Genomic DNA, 18,593 nt, shown 5'->3' on the forward strand with positions numbered 1-18,593 from the left:
TCCTTCTCAGAACTGGAACGTCGCGAGGTTCACCTCGTCGCGCTCTACGTCGTCTCGCCGGATCACCCGCGATGCGGGAGGCGGGGGTGTGCGCTTCTTCGGCGTCGCCTCGGACTTGAGGACTCCCCACAGCGCCCAGGTGATGGCCTGCGCCATCGACACGGGCTTGGTCGGGTCGGACTGCTCCCACGTCACGCCCGCGCGGCCGATATTGCGGGTCGTCGCCAGCTCGAGAGACTTGGTCACCTCGGGCTGGTCACGGTGCGGGACGAGCCCCGCGTTCACGTGCTCGATGAAGAGGGTGTGTGCGGCGGCGATCTCGTCGAGGTTCATCGCGAGGTACTTCACCTTCGCGCGATCGAGTGCTGAGATCACCGAGGCCGCGTTCTTCGAGTCGAGGACGACGAGCGCGTTCCCGTGCTCGGCCTTCAGCTTCTTGATCATGGGCGCGATCCAGCGCGTGCCGCTCTCGGTGTGCAGGTGCTCGACCGCGATCGTCTCGGTGTCCATACGAACGGCGGCGCCGACCGTGCCGTATCCGCCTCCGCGTCCGAGTGCGAGCGCGAGGACGACGCCATCTCCCGCGACTCCGGCGGCATCGTCCGCGTGCCTCTTCCACACCTCGATGTCCAGCTCGGACAGCTTGGCCGCGACCTCGGTTTTCCGGCTCGGCCAGATCGAGCATCGCTGGCGGGCGAAGGCTTCGGGGTTGGTCTGGCCCATGCGGTGCCATGCGTCCTGCACGGTCTTCCACGCGAGGCGGATGCCGAGGCCGGGATTCGCCTCGCGCCACACCTGCGGGTCGCCGAGGTTGATCTTCGCCGCCGTGTCCGGGTCGTCGGAGCCGACCGGGGTGTGCTCGATCCATCCCGTGCGATCCATGCCGCCGGAGCGTCCGCGATCGCGGAGGCCTTCGAAGTACTCGCCGTCCTGGTCCTCTTTCGGCACGGTGCCGGTGAACAGCACCTGCAGGTTCGGGCTCGCGTCCGAGGCGGGCAGCAGCGCCTCGAGGATGGTCAGGGGCGAGTGCTGTGCCTCGTCGATGATGAGCACGTCGAACGAGACGCCGACGCCGGCGGCTCCGGTGCGGGTGAAGAACACGAGGCGGTTGCCGTTCTTCAGCTCGATCGCCATGTTGCCGTTGCCGGTCGAGATGCCGGTGATGCCCTGCGCGGTCTGCTTGCCGCCGCCGACGAGTTCAGCGCGGAGGATCGGCGAGGCGAGGATGATGCGGCGAGCGCGCCGGAATGCCTCGCGGGCGGTCGGTCCCTCGTGGGCGGTGTGACCGATGAGCTTCGGCGCGCCGTCCTCGCGCGGCCACAGGTACAGGTGGGCGAGCTCGTACGGGAGCAGAATGTTGCCCTTGCCCTGTTGGCGCGAGACGAGGATCCCGAACTCGGTCGCCGCCCACTGGCCGTCGTCGTCGATCGAGGCGATCGCTTCGAGCGCCCCCTCCTGCCACGGGTCGCACACGATCGATGCGAGGTCGCAGATGTCGAGGACGTCGTCGACGAGCGTGCTGGTCCGACTAAGCGGTAGCGCCCTTACCCGCGGTTCTTGTAGCCCGAGCTGCACGTGCTGCGGCGAGTTGGTCGGCAAGGGTCAGCTCCTTCGGCGTCTCCACCGGGCCGCGAGTCGCTTCGACGGCGGTCTGGAACACGCGAGCGATGGGAGCGATACGGGTCGGGTCCTTCTCGGCGACGTTCTTGAATACGGTGCGGAGCGTGTCGACGATCAGCTTCATGTCATCCGGCTGCTCGACATCATCGGTCGGCGGAGCCTCGGGGGCCGGCGTGAACTCTGGCTTCGCGGCAGCGCGCGGCTTCGTCCGTCCGGACGACTTCCGCCCGGCCGCGGTGTGAGCGCGGCGGCACGCCTCGTCGACCTCGACGCCCTCGCGGAGGTGACGACGGTAGGCAGCATCGGTGCCGCAGGGGGCCTTGGGACGTCCCATCGCGCTCCCCTCCCTCCGAATTCCCCCATGCGCCGTTTTTACCTGCGGAGAGAACCGCCAGGACCGCGCGGGAGGCTGGCAGCCCCGGGCCGACTCTGGATTTTTTGACGATCCAGGAGTCGGCCCGGATGGGGCGTGAGCGGGGCGAGGTTCGCGTCTACGGGCTTTGAAGATGCCTTGAGCAGTCGGACCCCGAGTGCGGTGATCAGAGAGACCGTGCGAGCGCACGACCCAGCTTGCGGAGCAGGCGGCGAAGCGCCCACCTACGGACCGTCACCACGGCCTGACCATCCGGGCCGAACGCGATTCGAAGCGGCACACCGATGACGGCGAGCTCGGTCGGCTCGGCATCCCCGATCGCGGCGAACAGGCGGAGCTGCATCGCGGCGTCGTTCGGGTCGGTCTTCATGAAGCACTCCAGATCTCGGTCGCGGCATGGTTCGACTTCCGGCTGTTGCAGGAGCGATGCATCGGCACCAGGACCTGACCGGCCAGGCGGCCGCCGTTCGCGATGGCCTGGTCATGATCAGCGGTGAACGACATCCGGTGAGTGTCCGGCAACGTCGTATCGATGCTCTCCCCACAGCCCCACCCCGAAGGGGATCCGTGGCCGCAGGGGAGGTTCTGCGCTCGGGTGCGTCGCTTGAGCGCTGCCTGCTGGCGACGATAGGCGCGGTGCCCCTTGCCGTCGCGTATCGAGCTACTGCCCACAGCCACCACCTCCGACGAGCGTGCGATGACGCACCGTGCTCAACTCGATAGGATCAGCCCGTGCTGGCACTCATGGCGGCCATCGTGCCGATTGTTGCTTCCGCCTACGTCAGCGGGTCATTCCTCGTGGACTACATGAGACAGAACCACGCGGCCCGGGTATTCGAGCGAGTGACGGCGTGGGAGTCTTCTCGTCGAGGTGCGCTCTACGAGATGAACGTCTCCGACGAGCGTCGCACCCGTCTTGGCCATGAACTGACGGCGCGCAAACGACTGCTGCTCGAACTCAATGGCGTCGATCCCGATCTCGGGACTAGGACCTTCTTCAGTCGAATGGCGGATCCAACTCCTGCATCCGGCATCGAGCAGCGCCGGCAATGGATCTTGCTACTCAGCTCCGCCGCAGGCGTCGTGCTCCTAGGGCTCGACGCGGCCTCGTAAAGGACTGTGCCCCGCCGCCCATCACCGCTCGAGTGTGCGCATCATGCGACCAGCCCTGTGCGGCTCGCTCTACGCTCCCGACTCCATACGGGCTGCGCGAGGTCATGGCGGCGGCGGTCGCTCTAGCAGAGGGATGAGAGCGTGTGGTGGCGGGGCGAGAGCCCGGCGCGGGAACGCCGGAACGATGCCCGAGAACCAAAGAAAGCCCCGCCGGATCGGCGAGGCTTCGGGGACATGGTTCAGGTGCAAGCACAGCTTAACACACCATCTGGACACATTTGACATATTTTTGCGGTCGCATGAGTCCTCACGGAGCCACCGCGATCTCTTCGAACCGCTCCATCGCCCGATTGAACATCCACACGGCAGTTCGGACGAACGTTGCAACGAGCGCCCAACTGGAACTTGCGACATGCCTGCCTGGATCTCGCGGGTCGATCTGTTCACGCTTCAGTGCCATGACTGCCATTGCCGAGTTTCCGTGCGCGAGTGAACTACACACCCGCCACGCATGCAACGGCGTCAGCTTCTTAGGATTCGGGAATCGACGCTCGACGTCCAGAAACATGTCGGTGCGACTGATCTGCGTGACATCGAGTTTGGACTGCCTGAGCTCCTTGACCCCGTTGCGCAGCCGCTCAAGGTACGCATAGGTTTCGCCGTTGACCGTCTCGCCATCGAAACCGACGTCGGTCGCAAAACGATTGGCCTCCTGAGCAAACCACCAGCTAACCCGCAACGATCGCAGGATCCGCTGTGCCGGCTTACCCGGCCCGAATAGCCACAGGGCCGTGGCGCAGGCCTCGAGCGCGGCGCGAATCAGGACATATCCCGAGTAGTGCGGAAGCCGGCCCTCCTCCCGAACAAGGCGCGCGAATCCGTTCAGGTGATCTGCCGCGATCTGCAACTGCCAGCCAACCTGCAAGGAGATCGGCGCGTAGTCAGTCTTGCCGTCGGCGCGTTGCAGAGCGCCTCCCGTTCGAGCACGCAGCCCGCGAACACGCGGCATGAAGTCGTCAATCTCATCAAGAAGCGCGAGAACTTCAAGCCGCCCGGCAGCTTCCATCTCCGGGTCAGGTTGCCCATCAGTCATGCACAGATCGTCCCACGCTCTCGGCCAAGGCGAACGCCTCCGATACCCTGACCGGCATGGAGTGGTGGGGATGGATCGGCTGGGGTGTCGGCGTGCTCGGCGGGGCTTACGGCACAGTGCAGTCGTTTCTTACGGCTCGAGCTCTCCGGGCTGTCGCGGTGCCATGGACCGTGACTACGAGCGACAACGTCAACTTCATCTTCACGAATCTGTCGGCGTACACCGCCCGCGACATCCGGCTCGAGGTTCCACACGGCATGTTGTACGGTCCCCCCGGCACCGATGGTCCGATGGCCATGCCTGGCCAGCCCGAAACTCTCCGGCCGAATGAGACATTCCGCGCGAACTTCGCCAACCCTTTCGGCGTGGGCGGCGAGACCATGACGATCACCTGGCGGCCCCGCTTTGGGCTGAGGCGTGAGTTCGTGATGCGCATCCCCACGATCTGATTCTCACACCCTGCTCCTCTCATCGATTCCGGCGAATGCATGCCACGCCCGCATCACTCCGCCGGACCCTGCGAATAGGTCGGTGAATTCGTCCTGCGGTTCGGCGCCGAGGAGGTCGAACATCCATCGGCAGAAGGCGGCGGGCTTCGCCCCGATCACCCGTCCCGGGTCCGTCGTGCGCGAGCCCGGCCGATACCGCAGCACGTCGATGCGTCGCGAGGATCCACGCGACGCGTCGTCGGCGGCCACCAGCGACGCGTCGTCGAGGTCCTCCGCGACGCGTCCACCTGGTCGCCGCGACGCGTTCTCGAGTCGGTCGCGACAGATCCTCTCGCCCGCCATGGTGAAACGCGACGCATCCAGACGCCCGCCACGGTAGATGACGGGCTCCCAGGCGTTCAGAGGGCCAGCACTGCGCGTAGGCCGCTCACCTCGGTCCCACACCGCGACCCTCGATCCAGGCGGGCAAAGTGCGAGCACCTCCTGCAGCGCACGAGCCGACGTCGACAAGGCCCAGCCGTCGTATGTGTCGAGCTGCTCGATGAGACGCCTATGGTCGACCTCGCCAGCGAAGTCCGGGTGATTGCCGTAGTAGCGGCGAGACAGGCCCGGGTAGGGCGGATCCGCATATGCCAGCCGCAGCGGAGCGTCGCTCCCCACCGCGGCGACGCCTACGCCGGAGCGGAAGCGGTGCCGAGCTTGTCGACACCGCTTGGAGCAGCACAAGGCGTCGCGTCGCGCGGCCGCGGGGATCTCTCCCCTGCACCAGGCGCAGACCCTCACGACGCACGCTCGCGCGCATCAGGCGTCTTGCGCGGCCGACCGCGACGCGACCGCATCTTCTTCTCAGTGGCGAGAACATCGGCGGCACGGAAACGGCCGGCGAGCGGCTTCAGGTCACCGGACTCCACCCACCGGCGGATGCGGCGCTCAGCAGACGCGAGTGCAGCATCGCCCTGGATGCGCTTCGCGGCCTCCGTAAGGGTCAGCCAGGTGCTCATGCGGCCTCTCCCCTCTTCTGGGCCGCCACTGCGAGAACGTCGTCCTGCCAGTAGCGACCCATCTCCGGTGCGAGGAGCTTCTGTGTCACCCAGTTGCGGACAGTGCCCGTGGTGCGCTCCACGAGGCGTGCAGCGTCCGCGAGGGTCAGCCAGCGCGGGTCATGGGGTCGCACCTCGGCCGGGGCTGGCTCGGCGAACACCGACGCCCACAGGCCGCCGTCGTCCTTCGAGTTCGCCTCCCACTCGCAGGCGTCCGTCGTGCACCGATACCGAGACGGGCGACCGTTGCGGCCGGGCTGGATCCTCACGGCCATCAGGTCACACACCGGGCATGCGGCCTGCGCCCACCGGGGTGAGTCTTCGAGCGGCCAGCGCACGGCGGCATCCGCGACCGTCCACACATCCGGGGCATCCTTGTGCACGACCATCACCCCCTCACAGAACGAGTAGACCTGATGCGAGTCGTTCGCCAGGCGGTCGAGCTCGTCGAGGATCACGTCGACGGCGAGCTGCACCACGTCATGAGCGGCATCCGCCATCGCACCGGCCGGGAGGCCAGCGCCGGGCCGGTCCTCCCCCGCGACATGGTTCGCCCACATGTTCAGAGTCGTAGTGATGTCGTTCGATGCATCGATGAGGTCAGCGGCCACGGGCGCCGGGATCTCGATCGACGACGACTGCACCCGGATCCGGTCGAAGACAGCGGCCTTCGTCGGGTCCGCGATCGAGCGGAGGTGACCGACGATGTCTGCTGCATCCTCGAGGTGCCGGCGCAGACTCCGGTAGCAGCGCTCACAGAGCAGGACGCCGTCGCGAGCCTCGACCATGACGCATCCCCTGCACGGGAACATGCCGGTGTAGTCGGGGCCGGAGTGGGCGCAGGCGGCGTAATGCTCGCCGCTGACCACGCACCCTCGGATGCAGTAGCGCTCAGCCATGTCGAACCCCCTCCGCGATGCGCCTCGCCGTCGTCATCCCCGAGCGGCGGCCCCCGACGAGCGTGATCGGCTCGCCAGAGAGCGCGCGCACCGCGACGTCGCGCTGCCACGGCATCAGCTCGAGACCGACACTCTGGGCGAAGGCATCCACTCGGTCGGCATCCGTCTCTTCCGGCTTGTCGGTGCAGACGCAGTCGACCTCCTCATCCGGGTCACGGGACACGATGATCGACAGCTTCCCGTGGCACCACTTGCAGGAGTCCTCATCCTCAGAACGGTGTGTCGTCGCCAAAGGTCCATCCCCCCTCTGTGGGCGTCTCGGGAGTCGCCCACTGCTCTTCGTTCGACGGCTGCGCCGCTGATCCCTTCGCGTCGGTGCTCTTGGCGGTGCGGGTGACCTGCGCCGTCGCGTACCGCAGACTCGGGCCGATCTCATCGACCTCCAACTCGATCGCCGTGCGCTGGTTGCCCTCGCGGTCCTGATACGAGCGCTGCCGGAGACGACCCTGAGCGATGACGCGCATGCCCTTCGTGAGGCTGCCGGCGACGTGCTCAGCGAACTCCCGCCAGACCGATGCCCGGAGGAACAGAGCGTCGCCGTCCTTGTACTCGCCGGCGGCACGGTCGAAGATGCGCGGCGTGCTCGCGATCGTGAAGTTCGCCACCGGGAGGCCGTTCTGCGTGTAGCGCAGCTCGGGGTCGGCCGTCAGGTTGCCGACGACGGTGATCACGGTCTCCGCAGCCATCAGCGGGCCACCTTCGCGTCGAGGGCGTCGATCATCTTGAGTACGACCGCGGCGACCTGGACGAGCTCGGCGCGCAGCTCGCGGGTTCCGTTCTCTGCAGCCGCTTCGAAGACCTCTTCCCGAAGGATCTGCCACCATGTCACCGTCCCGTCGCCACCCTCGTTCTCCGAATGCGCCTTCGTGTCGAGCGTCGCGACCGACGCGATCTCCTCCGCGTCCATGTGCGGGTGCAGGCCGGTGGCGCCATCCAAGGTGGCTATCGTTGCAAGTGGACGCTCGTCGGCCCCCGTGCCCATCGGGAGGTGACGCTGCTCGCCGTGCTTCTCGATTGAACGCATGGCCTCAGCGAGGATCTCTGCCAATACCGGGCCGAAGCGCTGATCGGTGCGCACTGCGTCGATGTCGACGTACCCGGCGAGGATCAGCCCCTCAGCCTGGCGAACCAGCGTCGTTTTCTGTGTCTGGGAGCTCGCGCCCTTCCGGAGCTCACCCGCAACGGCGTCCCGGATCTCCATGAATTCCCCGACGGGGATCTGCGTGTCCTTGCTCATGATGCTGTCCTCCTCTGTGCCGCGATCATTGATTCGCGGCGGATCCTGTATGCGGTCTCTCGTGGTGTCTCATCGGCCTCGGCAAGCAACCGGAGCCGGAAGCTGCGGTCTCTCGCGAATCGGGCCGTGGTCAGGTCGATGAAGTCGATGAGGGCGTCAGAAGGGCTCATCGCTCCACCCCTCTCCCTGTCTCATGTCCCAGCGGCGGATATCCAGGAAGTGCTTGTTGCGGAGCCGTGCGTTTTGGCAAGCGATGCAGGGTTCCAGCACTCCGCCGGGATGGTCCTCGCAGAACGGATTCGGTGGGAGCACTTCTCGCGACATGCGGGCTGACGGAGTCTCGCCCTCGCGCACACGCTCGCCCTCCCGCGCCCCCTCGCTCTCGCTCTCCCGCTCGCTCCCTCTCTCCCCCGCCAGGAGTGACTCGCGAGGCTCTCGCGAGCGCCTCGCGAATGGTGGCGGCTCCGGAAGCTCGGACTTCGTCGGCCGGTCGATGCGACCCCAATGCGTGAACGCGTACAGGGAGACACCACGGTCCTCGTAGAGCGTGAGCACTTCCGCTTCGGCCAGCTCGAGCAGGTGATCCACCAGGACGGACTCGGTCACGTCGGACTGCTCCGGATACACGTCGGCGAGGATCTGCCTCAACTCGACGCGTCCGCGGCCGTGGTCGTCGGCATGCATCCGAAGACCCTCGGCGGTCGCTCTCAGCGCCGGCGGGAGTCGACGGATCTGCCGGAACGCCTCGACCGTCATCGTTCTTGGTCTGCTCAGCGTCATGGCGAATCGTGCCCCTCAGGATTGCGTCTACTGCGGCCGGGAGTTCGTTGAGCGGAATCCGGTAGCACTCGGTGTACCCGCGGCCGCGGCGCAGGATGATCTCGGAGTCGTCGGCGGTGGCGAAGGCACGCGGCCAGGTCTTCGCGAGCTCGCGGAGCGCGTACGGCTCCCACCCGGCGGGGCTGTCGCGCATCATCATCAGCACCTCACCGCCGGTGTCGACCATGTGCCGGATGCGAGAGTCGCGCCACATGATGCCAACCTTCAGCACCTGCTCGGTAGGCCAGTACACGGCGTACACCGTGCCGATCGTCGGACGCTTCATGCGACACCCGCGATCGCGCGAAGCCGCCACTGCATCCACTGGTCGCCGTACACCGAGCAGCCCATCTCCATCGCTACGGCAGCCGAAATCCTGATCCGGTTCAGGCCCTCTAGGCGATACCAGGCGAACTCGTGCGGGAAGTACACCGGCACCCGCTCAGGGCAGGTCACCCAGCGTCGGACCTTCCAGCCGTTCGCGAGCGCCTTGGTCTGCAGCTCGGCCTCGCACGCTCCATTGCAGATCATGCAGAGGCTGAGGCCATCGACGGCCGTCGGGATGTTCTTGGAGCCGCCCGCCCCGACCGCGCGACGGTGCTGAAATGTCAGATCGAGCGCACCGCACATGACGCAGCGGTAGCCATCGCGGAGGTACACACCGCGGCGGATCTCTTCAGTCGGCTTGCTCACGACGCCACCGCCATCGACTCGAAGAGCGCTGGCACACCGGGGCGGGCAAGCAGCACACGCAGCGCCGCCGCCGCCTGCTGCGGCACGACACCGTTCCCGCACGCCTTGAGCTGCTCCGCGCGAGACAGCCCGATGTCGGGCGCCGTCACCCAGCCAGCAGGCCAACCCATCATCCATTCCGTGAACTGAGGGTTCAGGCGGGCTTTGCCGTTCTTCCCGTCGAGCCGAACGGGGCTCGAGGCATGGCGATCCACGATCCGCTCCCATCGCGCGATCGCTGCCGCGTACGGCCCCCACTCGGTCGCATGCTCGGCTGCGACTCCACCGAGCAAAAGCTCGCCTTTGCGATCGCCGGACCTCGAGGTCTGGCCTCCATCCGCCATCGCCACGTTCGGGGTCGGCAGTAGATGGACTACGCCCGGTAGCAGGGGCTCGCCCCGTCCGTTCACTTCGTTGCCATGGCTGTTCGAGACCGATGGGGTCGGCAGCAACGTGAACTCGGCCACGTCCTGCAGCGTCACCATGTGGTTACCGGCGCGCTTCTTCTCGGGATGCTGCGACCCGCCACGACTCCCGGCATATGCGTCGGGAGTGGGCAGCAGCGCTAGGGAAGCATCCTCACTGCGATAGCCAGTGGGGTGCCCGCCCCGTTCCCATTGATTCCCTGCTGCTTCAAACGCTCTCGCCGTTCGAGGAATGCCTCCGGTTCGCCCTCGAACGGGTGCGCGGACGGCGTCGGAAGCAACTCGCTCGCGCGGCCAGGCGAGAATGAAGACACGGAATCGACCGTGCGGGGCTCCGATGTCGGCTGCTCGTAGGCCGACCCATTCCGCATCGAACCCGAGCTCGGCCAGGTCTCCGAGTACAGCTCCAAGTGCCCGCAGAACATGCTCTGGGTCGTCTCCCACACAGAGCGGGCAGGATTCCATCTCGACAGCGGCATCCGCTGATAGGAGTCCTCGGACATTCTCAATCACCACCCAATCGGGTCGAATCTCATCAATGGCTTTCGCGAACTCTGACCAGAGTCCTGAACGGGTGCCGTCGTTCATGCCGCGACGGCGGCCGGCGAGCGACACGTCCTGGCAGGGGAACCCGCCGGCGAGAATGTCCACGCGTTCGGTGGTTGACCAGTCGACGGAGCGGACGTCACCGAAGTTCGGCACGTTCGGGAAGTGATGTGCGAGCACCTTTGACGGGGCGGCGTCGAACTCGCAGAACCACGCTGGAGTCGCGTTGAACACCTCGTCGACAGCCATGCCAAGCCCACCGACGCCGGCGAACAGCTCGCCCGAGCGGAAGCGCGCGGCCCGTGAGCGGCGCATCACGAGCGTGTCCGGCCAGCTGATCTCACCCGGGATCGTATGCAGGGGCTGGGAGTGCCCGGCGGGGCGTATGCAGCGGCGATCGCTGGTGCCGAAGTGCGCGTCGCAGCGCAGCGCGCTCATCGGGTCACCCCCGATAGAGTGCGGGCATGTCGAAGCAGGATGTGACGCTCCACTACAACGGGACTGAATTTCTGATCTCCATCGAGGACAAGGACAAGATCGAGTACCAGCTTCAGCAGGGCCGACAACTGGTCTGGCACTTCTACCCGGTGAACGCCCCCAACACGATGGTCGGCGTGCACATCGGCCCCGGTGTCCCCCTCCATTTCACAGCGGCTCGCGGGTATCGCGATGACTACGAGGACCTCGACTGACTGCGCCGAAGCGCGGCACGTACCTTCCCCCCTCGCTCCACACACACGATTGGCCCCCGATAGAGTTCGGGCATGACTGAAAACGCTGTGCCTGAACTCCCGGCGACAATCGGCGAGTCCGTGAAGTTCAACGGCGGATCCTCCGGGAACCCCGTCACGGTCACGCGCGTCGGAGAGAATGCCTTCGAAGTGCGATACGACCTGAACCCGTCCTACCTCGCGATCCTGGAGCAGGACGGCAGAGATTCCTTCTTCCTCACGCCGGCACCGGGTGTTGGCGCAGTCGGCGGCGGATGGGATGCGTGGTCGTTCTTCTACGAGCATTTCTGAGCTCGCCCTGACCGCGCTCATCGGTGCGCCCCGAACTGCGCGGCGATAGCGCGGTTGATGTTGAGCATCGAGTTGACCTTCGTGCGCAGGGCGCGCTCGGTGCCCGCGGCGTAGTGGTACTCGGCTTTGACGTTGTGCCATGCCTCGAGCTCGGCCTGCGCGTCGGTGTCGGCCATCGCGCGGGCGAATGTCGCGGGGACGTTGTTGCGGCCGTAGTGGGCGAGCTGGGTCTGCTTCTTCGCGATGTAGGCGCGCTCGGCGTTGTAGCGGCGGGCGTTGATCTCGAGCATCACGTCGGGCAGCTTCTCCATCAGCCCGACCGTTTCCCGGATGAAGTACTCCATCTCGGTGGGGTTGGTGGCCTGGTAGTCGAGGAGCTGCGCGCCGGCCTTGATGGCGAACGTCGCGGCTTCGGTGGTCATGACCTCGCCCGTGCTGGGGTTGGTGTACATCAGCGGCGTCCCCTCTTGCGGCGCGCGGCGCGGCGGTCGGCGCGGTTCTGCGGCGGCAGGTAGTCGCGCGGCGCGGGCCGATCGGCCGCCGCTGGCGTCTGCACCGGCTCAGGGGTCGGCGCGGTGGCATGGTCGAGCGCCCACGCGGACTCGACGATCGCCTTGCGGCGGGCGCGCAGCGCGCGGTGACGGGCGGTGCCGGCAGCGTCCGGGGTGAACACGCGCGCGGCACGGGCGTCCGCCTCGACCTGGTCGATCTGCTCGACCGTCTCGGCCGCGGCGATCTCCGCGTCCCAGTCGCGCACGGCGGGCGCGGCGTCCGATGCCGACGCCGCGGCCGTGGCGGGCAGGTCGCGCTCGTCGATCTCCTCCTCGATGCGGATATCGCCGAGGAGGTCGCGGAACGTCTGCCGGAACGCGACCATGCGCACGGTTCGGCCGAGGTGGCGCATCGGCGATCGGTCCCACTTGCCGGACCATTCCTCGGATGCGGCGGGGTACTGCTCGGCCCAGCGGATCGTGACCTTCGTCGGGATCCGCACGTCCTTGCGGTACACCTCGACGCGGGCGAATTCGGGGTGCGCGATCTCGACCGAGATCACCTCGCCGTCGCTTCCGGTCTCGACGGTCGGCGCCCACGCCTCGACCCAGGTGTCGCCGTCGTTGGAGAACTCGACCGGGCCGGTGCCGTCCCAGAGTCCGGAGGCGTGCACGATGTGCTCGACCTCGCCGATGGTCTTCTTCTCTACGAGCTCAGTCGACATTCTCGACCTCCTGGAACTTCAGTGCGGGTGCCTTCCGGGTCGTGCGCGGGAAGTGCTTGAGTGCGGATGCCTCGAGCACGGCGAGTTCGACGCGCAGCATCTCGACGTGGCCGTGCACCTCGGGCGCAGCGGCCTTCCAAGCGGCCTCGTCGATCGACGTCGTCTCCGAGACCGTGGTCTGGAATCCGCCGTGCTCGGTCATGCCGACTGCGCCGAAGCGCTGCGCGCCGGGGAGCTTCGCGGTCGCTGCCTTGACCTTGTCGTTCGCGACCTTCTCGGCCTTCACCGCGGCGTCAAGCTGGCGCTTCCGTGGCGCCCACTCGGCAACCGCGTCCGTCACCTCTTCGGGGAGGTCGTCGACGTCGGGACATCCGGCGTCGCGCCACGCGATGAAGTCGTCCGCGCGCTCGACGAGCCACGCGATCATCTCCTCGTCACGAGGCACCGGGATCCACGTCGCCCCGGCAATCGGCGGCATGTCGTTCTCGTCACGGACCTCGAAGCCGTAGAGCGCGTAGTCGGCGCCGAGCACGTGGATCTGCCACTGCATCTGCGCCATGTGCTCGACGGGGATCGCGTCCGACTTCCACCCGAACTCGTGCGACTTCACCTCGATGACGACGAGAGCGCCGCCCTGGTCGACACCGATCGCGTCGGGGGTTGCACGGTGCAGGTCGTTGTCAGCGGCGGCCCAGAGCGCGCCGTTCGGGGTGAGCGAAGCGAGGCGCTCGGCCGCCTCGTCGAGGAGTGCGGCTTCGCGAGCGTGCCCGGCGTTCGTGGCCTTGTTGCCCCGGAAGGTGGAGCCGTTCATCTTCTGCTCGACGATCGTGCGGCGGGCCTTGATGCCGGCGCGGGCGATCTTCCACGCGTCGGAGGCGGTGACGCCCTCGCCGCGCTCGAGCATCCAGACGGTGCGGGGCGCGTCGTCCGGGACGACGAGTCGGGCGGCGGTGATCTGAGGGGTCATGACGGATCCTTCTTCGGGAGCGGGATGAGGAACGCGGCGACGAACGTCGCGAGGCTGATGAGGACGCCGAGATCGGCACCGTTTACCCCGGTGGCGGGGTCCGCTGCGGCCGGTCCGCAGATCGCGGCGACAACGAGCGCGGCGACGACGAGGAGCATGCGCGCCGGCGCGAGCGGCCAGATGCTGCGGTGATCGGTCGCGATCGGTCCGTCGATCACGGGCGCGGTGCGGTCGGCGACGCTGAGGTGCATGTCCGCCGTGAGTGGGGTGAAGTCGTCCACCGGGGCGACGTTGTCGTCGGTATCCTGTGTCTGAGGCATGTGCTTGCCTTTCGTTTTCGGTGGGGCGTCCGGTGCAACGGGCGCCCCGCTTTCGTGTGTGGGGTCAGGTTGTGAGTGCGCCCGCGCCGAGGCGGACGCGGAGTCGTTCGACGCCCTTCGCGGTGACGCGCACCTGCGGGGCTGCGGGCTTGAGGTCGCCGGTGTCGCGGTCGCGGTACGGCGGCATCGCGCGGACCTTGAGATACCCGGCGTCGACTGCCTTCGCGTACGGTGTCCACCGCTGCTTCTCGCCGCGGTAGATCCAGCCGAGTTCGTGAAGCGTTTCGAACAGTCGCTGCGGCCCGGTCTCGATACCGGCGCGGCTCAGCATCGGGGCGACATCGCGCACGGCGTAGTCTGTGCCGGCGTCGGCGATCTCCTCCCATGCCTCAGCCATCGGCACGAGCACGGCGATCTGCTCGTCCTTGCGGGCGATGATCTCCTGCGCGTTGAGCACGGCGCGAGCCATGAGCTGCTCGGGCGTCTCGACGGCGTAGCTGCCGGTGCGGCGGATCGCTGGGATGACCTCGTGCGTGACCCACCAGCGGAACCGGCGCGCCTCGGGCTTGTCGGACCGGATGACGACCTCGTACATACCGGACTCGGAGACAATCGTGACCGCGCGGCGCTGGCCGCCCGAGCTGATATCCGCCTGACGGATGTCAGCCTCGTCGAGACGCGCAGCGACGTTGCCAACGTTCGAGATCTCGAGCACTCCGCAGATGTCTGCGAGCACGAACCACGCCTCACCGTCGAGCGTCACCGTGCGCACCTCGCGGTCGGTGTACTGGAACACCTCGAGCGCGCTCATGCCGGGTCCGCCTCAAGGCGCGAGATGCCGAATGCGATGAGGCCGGAGAGCACGGCGTCCGCGAGCGTGCCGAGCGCGAGGATGAGGAGCAGCAGCCCCCAGGGCGCGAGCATGCAGGCTGCGTAGACGAGCGTCACGGTGGCGGCGGCGTATCCTGCGGCGGCCACCCACAGCACGGGGCTGAACAGCGCCACGGCCAGATCGATCGAGTCGTTCGGCGTGGTCGGGGCATCCGTCCCCACGGTGCCCCGACCCGCCTGACCCGATACCCCAGCGGGCACCCGGCCCCCAGACCGGGAGTTCATGCGGCCTTCGCCGTTTCGTGCTCGTGAGCGGCCATCTCTTCGATGGCATCGCGCATGATGATCGCGGCGGCCATGATGCGCTCCTCGCGCGTCAGGTCGACGGTCACGACGCCACCGCCAGCGGGAGGAAGGCGCTAGGCACGAACGTGGCGGGCGACACCTCAAGGCACTCAGCGATGAGGAGCAGTTCGGTGAACGAGAACTCCGACTTTCCCGCGACCTTGCGGTTCAGAGTCGGGTACGGGATGCCGGACTCGTCCGACACTGAGACCTTCGTGCGACCCGCGGTCTTGATGGCGGCGTCGACCGCTGAACCGACTTCCGAGGCAACTGGATTGATCATGTGGTCAATCATCCTCATCACGCGATCAACCGTCAAGTTAACCGAATGATCAATCTAGACAATTGGGTTGACTGGGTGCATACTTAGACCCGTGACTACGAGACAGCGCGGAGAACTTTTCGGCCGATACGTGGGCCTTGAGCTCAAGGGAGCGATCGTTTCCCGAGCGCTCACGGCGAAGGCGGTGGCCGAGCAGATCGGCCGCGCCGACGCGAACCTCAACCGTTGGCTGAACGGCAAGACCGAGATCCCAATCGCCGTCCTCTGCGAGGTCTGCGAGGTGCTCGACCTCGAACCGCGCACGATCGTGGAGCACGCCTACGACCGCATGGTCGAGGAGCTCGGCGAGCGCGATGCACCCACGAACGTCACTCCTATGCGCAGGCGCGATGTCCCCGCTCTCGTGCAGGATGAGCGCGCGGTCGCGAAGAAGAAGTCTCGCGACCCCGGAGGGGATGAGGGGGAGTTCTGATGGACTCGAAGATTCTGGAGCTGTACGGCTCACTCGACACGCTCGGCGTGCGCGTCGAGTTCTGCGACCTACCGCCCGATCGCGACGGCGAGTACGTGCACGACGAGCGGCTGATTCGTATCCAGCACGATCTGCGGTTCCGCCGCTACGTGAGCACGCTCGCGCACGAATGCTGCCACGCAGTCTTCGGGGACACCCCGACGATGTTCGGCCCGCTAAACGCGAAGCAGGAGCGTCGCGCGGATGAATGGGCCGCGATGCAACTCATCGATCCACATGACTATCGCGTGGAGGAGGCCCGGCACGAGGGACACCTCGACGCGATGGCGATCGCCCTCCGGGTCACGACCGACATCGTCGAAGCCTTCCGACGCGTCCTCGTCCGCATCGGCGAAGACGTCTACGTCGCCCCGAAGATGGGCGCCGGCCAGTGGGCGCACCGCATCGGCGCAGCCTGATGCCCACGGCTGCGCGACGCCTCCGCGTCATCCCAGAACGACGCCGCGGCATCGCCGCGATCCGCGTCTCGAAAGAGCGCGACAACATGACGAGCCCCGAGATCCAGCGGCACGTCATCAGCGAGTTCGCCGCGCGCGAGAACATCGACATCGTCGAGTGGATCGAGGGCATCGACGAATCAGGATCGCGGAAGCGCTCCGCATGGTGGAACCGGCTCGCGTACGGCTGCGAGCGCATCGAGCAGAGCGCGGCCGACGTTCTCGTCGTCTGGCGCATCGACCGCGCAGCACGCAACAAGCTGAAGTGGGCGGTCGCCGAAGACCGCATCGACACAGCCGGCGGCGCGATCCTCTCAGCCACCGAACCCAACGACTCATCCCCCGCCGGACGGTTCGGCCGCGGCGTCATGGTCGAGCACGCCGACTTCATGGCGCGCTCCATCGGCGCGACCTGGAAAGAGACCCTCGAGCGCCGGGTCCGCCACGGACTCACCCCGAACGGCCAACGCCACTTCGGGTACGCCTACTCACGCGAGACAGGCACATACGAGATCGATCCCGTCGAAGGGCCGAAGCTCGCCAGCATGTACCGTGCCTACGCCGCTGGTGAGGCAGCGTGGGAGATCGCGCAGCGCTTCAGCGCACCCGACGCCGCGCCCGGCGAAGACGGAGCGCACGCCCGCTACGCACGCTGGAACACCGCATCGATCCTCCGCCTCCTCGACAGCGGTTTCGGAGCTGGCCTCGTCCTATTCCGCGGCGACCTCCACGACGGCGCGCACCCGCCTGTCATCACCGCGGAGGAATGGACGCGCTACCAGCACGCCCGCGATGCCCGTCGCCGCCGGCCGCGGGCCGAACGATCGCCGTACACGTACTCCGGATTCATCTACTGCCACTGCGGCGGCCGAATGGGGGGACGCACCGACCACGGCCGCCCCCGCTACGCGTGCACCGACTCGGCGCAATACACCCGACACCCCGATGCGTCACTCGCCGCGCACATCATCGACGACGCCGTGCTCGCATGGCTCGCCGAGATCCGCGACGAACTAAACGAAGCAGCACGCCGTGCACCCCGTCGGCCGCAGCTTGTGCAGGATCCGACGAAGGAGATCGCCCGCCGCATCGCCCAGGTCACGCAACGCCTCGACGCGGCGACGATGAAGGTCGTCGACGGCACCATTCCGAACGACGCCTATCAGCGCATCCGCGCGCAGCTCGAGGCCGAGCAGGCCGAGCTGTCTGCCGAGCTCACACGGCACGCGGCGCAGCAGACTGTGCAGCCAATCGCGTTCGTCGGCGACCTGGTGGCACAGTGGCCCGACATGCCCGTTCAGCGCCGACGCGAGGCCTTGCGCCTACTCGTCGACCGCATCGACGTCGACCCTCCCGGCGCCTCGCCGCGCATCCGGATCGCGTCCGCTCTCTCGCGGAGTTAGACGCACGCATCGGACGATGCCGATAGTGAGAGCCACGGGGCACGAGTCTACCTGGCCCCACCCCCATCGCCCTGCGGAAGGCCGCTCCTCAGTCGCGGACGGCGCGGTAGGCCCGTGTCACGTACGGAAGATCGATGGTCGTGTCGCCGTGCAGATCGAGCTCGTCGAACAGCGCGTCGAGGTCGCCCCGGATCCGAGCCTTCTCATCGTCGGAGGCGGTGATGATGTAGCTGCGCGACGCCGCCATGCGGTGCAGCAGGTCGCGCGTGATGGGGCGGACCCACTCCCAGCGCTCCTGTTCGAGCGAGCTGAACGGTGCAGCGACGACAGGATCTCCCTCGGCGAGCATGTTCTCGGCGTGGCTGCCGTGCATGATCTCGGTCAACCGGCGCACCCATGCGACCCGATCGTCGCGGATGTTCCAGACGAGGCCCAGCACTCCCCCGCTGCGTACGACCCGACCGATCTCGGCGGATCCGGCGACGGGATCGGCCCAGTGCCAGGCCTGCCCCAGGACGACGGCGTCGACGCTGGCATCCGGAAGGGGCAGCCGCTCTGCCGACCCCACGAAGGTCGGCACGCCCGGCACGGCTCCGCGCAGCGTCGCGAGCATCTCGGAATCCGGATCGATCGCGACGACCTCGGCATCCGGCGCTTCCGTCAGGACCCGCGTGAGCTTGCCCGTGCCGGCACCGACATCGGCGATACGGCGGGTTCCGTGCGGCATCCGCTCGAGCATCCACGCCACCGCCTCGAAGGGATACTCGGGTCTGCCGACCTCGTAATCCCCGGCCTGTGCTCCGAACGACGTCGCCATGTCCTCAGCCATGC

Annotated in this window: 29 protein-coding genes; 7 read left to right on the forward strand and 22 right to left on the reverse strand. The window is 67.3% G+C overall.

Features of this window, described 5'->3' with window-relative positions:
- Positions 1 to 6: 6 nt before the first annotated feature.
- The 4 genes from ACIOTO_RS00705 to ACIOTO_RS00720 all read right to left on the reverse strand — a co-directional run bounded on the left by ACIOTO_RS00705 (position 7) and on the right by ACIOTO_RS00720 (position 2,497).
- Entirely contained in the window at positions 7 to 1,599 is a 1,593-nt protein-coding gene (locus tag ACIOTO_RS00705) for a hypothetical protein (protein WP_400855911.1), read from the reverse strand.
- Positions 1,529 to 1,954: a hypothetical protein gene (locus ACIOTO_RS00710; protein ID WP_400855913.1), complete on the reverse strand. Its 426-nt coding sequence runs from the start codon at positions 1,952 to 1,954 to the stop codon at positions 1,529 to 1,531. Before ACIOTO_RS00710 ends, ACIOTO_RS00705 begins: the two co-directional genes overlap by 71 nt.
- A 205-nt stretch (positions 1,955 to 2,159) precedes the next feature.
- Positions 2,160 to 2,363 (reverse strand): hypothetical protein, encoded by a 204-nt coding sequence (locus ACIOTO_RS00715; protein ID WP_400855914.1) that lies wholly within the window; start codon positions 2,361 to 2,363, stop codon positions 2,160 to 2,162.
- On the reverse strand, positions 2,360 to 2,497 hold the full coding sequence (locus ACIOTO_RS00720) for a hypothetical protein (protein WP_400855916.1): 138 nt from the start codon (positions 2,495 to 2,497) through the stop codon (positions 2,360 to 2,362). The genes ACIOTO_RS00715 and ACIOTO_RS00720 overlap by 4 nt, the downstream gene beginning before the upstream one ends.
- Before the next feature lie 228 nt (positions 2,498 to 2,725).
- On the opposite strand from ACIOTO_RS00720, the gene ACIOTO_RS00725 reads away from it, so the two are divergent.
- Positions 2,726 to 3,106 (forward strand): hypothetical protein, encoded by a 381-nt coding sequence (locus tag ACIOTO_RS00725; protein ID WP_400855917.1) that lies wholly within the window; start codon positions 2,726 to 2,728, stop codon positions 3,104 to 3,106.
- Between the two features lie 307 nt (positions 3,107 to 3,413).
- Here the strand turns inward: ACIOTO_RS00725 and ACIOTO_RS00730 are convergent, their stop codons facing one another.
- A complete protein-coding gene (locus ACIOTO_RS00730) occupies positions 3,414 to 4,199 on the reverse strand; it encodes a hypothetical protein (RefSeq protein WP_400855918.1) in 786 nt (261 codons plus the stop codon).
- A 56-nt stretch (positions 4,200 to 4,255) separates the two neighbouring features.
- Here ACIOTO_RS00730 and ACIOTO_RS00735 point away from each other — a divergent pair, with 56 nt between their 5' ends.
- A complete protein-coding gene (locus tag ACIOTO_RS00735) occupies positions 4,256 to 4,648 on the forward strand; it encodes a hypothetical protein (protein ID WP_400855919.1) in 393 nt (130 codons plus the stop codon).
- 3 nt (positions 4,649 to 4,651) lie between these two features.
- Here the strand turns inward: ACIOTO_RS00735 and ACIOTO_RS00740 are convergent, their stop codons facing one another.
- The 9 genes from ACIOTO_RS00740 to ACIOTO_RS00780 form a co-directional block, all read right to left on the reverse strand.
- On the reverse strand, positions 4,652 to 5,308 hold the full coding sequence (locus ACIOTO_RS00740; protein WP_400855920.1) for a hypothetical protein: 657 nt from the start codon (positions 5,306 to 5,308) through the stop codon (positions 4,652 to 4,654).
- A 119-nt stretch (positions 5,309 to 5,427) separates the two neighbouring features.
- Positions 5,428 to 5,649: a hypothetical protein gene (locus ACIOTO_RS00745; RefSeq protein WP_400855922.1), complete on the reverse strand. Its 222-nt coding sequence runs from the start codon at positions 5,647 to 5,649 to the stop codon at positions 5,428 to 5,430.
- Positions 5,646 to 6,587, reverse strand: coding sequence for a hypothetical protein (locus ACIOTO_RS00750; RefSeq protein ID WP_400855923.1), 942 nt, complete (start codon positions 6,585 to 6,587; stop codon positions 5,646 to 5,648). The genes ACIOTO_RS00745 and ACIOTO_RS00750 overlap by 4 nt, the downstream gene beginning before the upstream one ends.
- The gene (locus tag ACIOTO_RS00755) at positions 6,580 to 6,879 is read right to left on the reverse strand and encodes a hypothetical protein (protein ID WP_400855924.1); all 300 of its coding nucleotides are present in this window, start codon (positions 6,877 to 6,879) and stop codon (positions 6,580 to 6,582) included. The genes ACIOTO_RS00750 and ACIOTO_RS00755 overlap by 8 nt, the downstream gene beginning before the upstream one ends.
- Complete coding sequence (locus ACIOTO_RS00760; RefSeq protein ID WP_400855926.1) at positions 6,857 to 7,333, reverse strand: single-stranded DNA-binding protein; 477 nt, start codon at positions 7,331 to 7,333, stop codon at positions 6,857 to 6,859. Before ACIOTO_RS00760 ends, ACIOTO_RS00755 begins: the two co-directional genes overlap by 23 nt.
- Entirely contained in the window at positions 7,333 to 7,884 is a 552-nt protein-coding gene (locus tag ACIOTO_RS00765) for a hypothetical protein (RefSeq protein WP_400855928.1), read from the reverse strand. The genes ACIOTO_RS00760 and ACIOTO_RS00765 overlap by 1 nt, the downstream gene beginning before the upstream one ends.
- Before the next feature lie 156 nt (positions 7,885 to 8,040).
- Positions 8,041 to 8,664, reverse strand: coding sequence for a hypothetical protein (locus ACIOTO_RS00770; protein ID WP_400855930.1), 624 nt, complete (start codon positions 8,662 to 8,664; stop codon positions 8,041 to 8,043).
- A gap of 321 nt (positions 8,665 to 8,985) precedes the next feature.
- On the reverse strand, positions 8,986 to 9,396 hold the full coding sequence (locus ACIOTO_RS00775; protein ID WP_400855931.1) for a hypothetical protein: 411 nt from the start codon (positions 9,394 to 9,396) through the stop codon (positions 8,986 to 8,988).
- Complete coding sequence (locus tag ACIOTO_RS00780) at positions 9,393 to 10,844, reverse strand: DNA cytosine methyltransferase (RefSeq protein ID WP_400855932.1); 1,452 nt, start codon at positions 10,842 to 10,844, stop codon at positions 9,393 to 9,395. The genes ACIOTO_RS00775 and ACIOTO_RS00780 overlap by 4 nt, the downstream gene beginning before the upstream one ends.
- A gap of 26 nt (positions 10,845 to 10,870) precedes the next feature.
- On the opposite strand from ACIOTO_RS00780, the gene ACIOTO_RS00785 reads away from it, so the two are divergent.
- Positions 10,871 to 11,098 carry a hypothetical protein gene (locus ACIOTO_RS00785; protein WP_400855933.1) on the forward strand — a complete coding sequence of 76 codons (228 nt, stop codon included), beginning with the start codon at positions 10,871 to 10,873 and terminating at the stop codon, positions 11,096 to 11,098.
- 72 nt (positions 11,099 to 11,170) lie between these two features.
- On the forward strand, positions 11,171 to 11,428 hold the full coding sequence (locus tag ACIOTO_RS00790; RefSeq protein WP_400855934.1) for a hypothetical protein: 258 nt from the start codon (positions 11,171 to 11,173) through the stop codon (positions 11,426 to 11,428).
- A 17-nt stretch (positions 11,429 to 11,445) separates the two neighbouring features.
- Here ACIOTO_RS00790 and ACIOTO_RS00795 read toward each other — a convergent pair whose 3' ends face one another.
- From ACIOTO_RS00795 to ACIOTO_RS00825, 7 genes are all read right to left on the reverse strand, one after another.
- Complete coding sequence (locus ACIOTO_RS00795; RefSeq protein ID WP_400855936.1) at positions 11,446 to 11,880, reverse strand: hypothetical protein; 435 nt, start codon at positions 11,878 to 11,880, stop codon at positions 11,446 to 11,448.
- On the reverse strand, positions 11,880 to 12,644 hold the full coding sequence (locus ACIOTO_RS00800) for a hypothetical protein (protein ID WP_400855938.1): 765 nt from the start codon (positions 12,642 to 12,644) through the stop codon (positions 11,880 to 11,882). The genes ACIOTO_RS00795 and ACIOTO_RS00800 overlap by 1 nt, the downstream gene beginning before the upstream one ends.
- Complete coding sequence (locus tag ACIOTO_RS00805) at positions 12,634 to 13,611, reverse strand: hypothetical protein (protein ID WP_400855940.1); 978 nt, start codon at positions 13,609 to 13,611, stop codon at positions 12,634 to 12,636. The genes ACIOTO_RS00800 and ACIOTO_RS00805 overlap by 11 nt, the downstream gene beginning before the upstream one ends.
- Entirely contained in the window at positions 13,608 to 13,931 is a 324-nt protein-coding gene (locus ACIOTO_RS00810; protein ID WP_400855941.1) for a hypothetical protein, read from the reverse strand. Before ACIOTO_RS00810 ends, ACIOTO_RS00805 begins: the two co-directional genes overlap by 4 nt.
- 64 nt (positions 13,932 to 13,995) lie before the next feature.
- On the reverse strand, positions 13,996 to 14,742 hold the full coding sequence (locus tag ACIOTO_RS00815) for a phage antirepressor KilAC domain-containing protein (RefSeq protein ID WP_400855943.1): 747 nt from the start codon (positions 14,740 to 14,742) through the stop codon (positions 13,996 to 13,998).
- Positions 14,739 to 15,047 (reverse strand): hypothetical protein, encoded by a 309-nt coding sequence (locus tag ACIOTO_RS00820; RefSeq protein WP_400855944.1) that lies wholly within the window; start codon positions 15,045 to 15,047, stop codon positions 14,739 to 14,741. The genes ACIOTO_RS00815 and ACIOTO_RS00820 overlap by 4 nt, the downstream gene beginning before the upstream one ends.
- Positions 15,048 to 15,150: 103 nt before the next feature.
- Complete coding sequence (locus tag ACIOTO_RS00825) at positions 15,151 to 15,390, reverse strand: helix-turn-helix domain-containing protein (RefSeq protein WP_400855946.1); 240 nt, start codon at positions 15,388 to 15,390, stop codon at positions 15,151 to 15,153.
- A 91-nt stretch (positions 15,391 to 15,481) separates the two neighbouring features.
- On the opposite strand from ACIOTO_RS00825, the gene ACIOTO_RS00830 reads away from it, so the two are divergent.
- The 3 genes from ACIOTO_RS00830 to ACIOTO_RS00840 are packed head-to-tail and all read left to right on the forward strand — an operon-like array spanning position 15,482 to position 17,762.
- Positions 15,482 to 15,862: a helix-turn-helix domain-containing protein gene (locus tag ACIOTO_RS00830; RefSeq protein WP_400855949.1), complete on the forward strand. Its 381-nt coding sequence runs from the start codon at positions 15,482 to 15,484 to the stop codon at positions 15,860 to 15,862.
- Positions 15,862 to 16,320 (forward strand): ImmA/IrrE family metallo-endopeptidase, encoded by a 459-nt coding sequence (locus ACIOTO_RS00835; RefSeq protein ID WP_400855951.1) that lies wholly within the window; start codon positions 15,862 to 15,864, stop codon positions 16,318 to 16,320. Before ACIOTO_RS00830 ends, ACIOTO_RS00835 begins: the two co-directional genes overlap by 1 nt.
- Positions 16,320 to 17,762, forward strand: coding sequence for a recombinase family protein (locus ACIOTO_RS00840; RefSeq protein ID WP_400855952.1), 1,443 nt, complete (start codon positions 16,320 to 16,322; stop codon positions 17,760 to 17,762). Before ACIOTO_RS00835 ends, ACIOTO_RS00840 begins: the two co-directional genes overlap by 1 nt.
- A gap of 88 nt (positions 17,763 to 17,850) precedes the next feature.
- Here ACIOTO_RS00840 and ACIOTO_RS00845 read toward each other — a convergent pair whose 3' ends face one another.
- Positions 17,851 to 18,591 carry a class I SAM-dependent methyltransferase gene (locus tag ACIOTO_RS00845; RefSeq protein ID WP_400855953.1) on the reverse strand — a complete coding sequence of 247 codons (741 nt, stop codon included), beginning with the start codon at positions 18,589 to 18,591 and terminating at the stop codon, positions 17,851 to 17,853.
- Positions 18,592 to 18,593 lie beyond the last annotated feature (2 nt).

Origin of the sequence: Microbacterium sp. NPDC087592 (genome assembly GCF_044743585.1) — a bacterium.
In the GTDB taxonomy this organism is placed as follows: Bacteria; Actinomycetota; Actinomycetes; order Actinomycetales; family Microbacteriaceae; genus Microbacterium.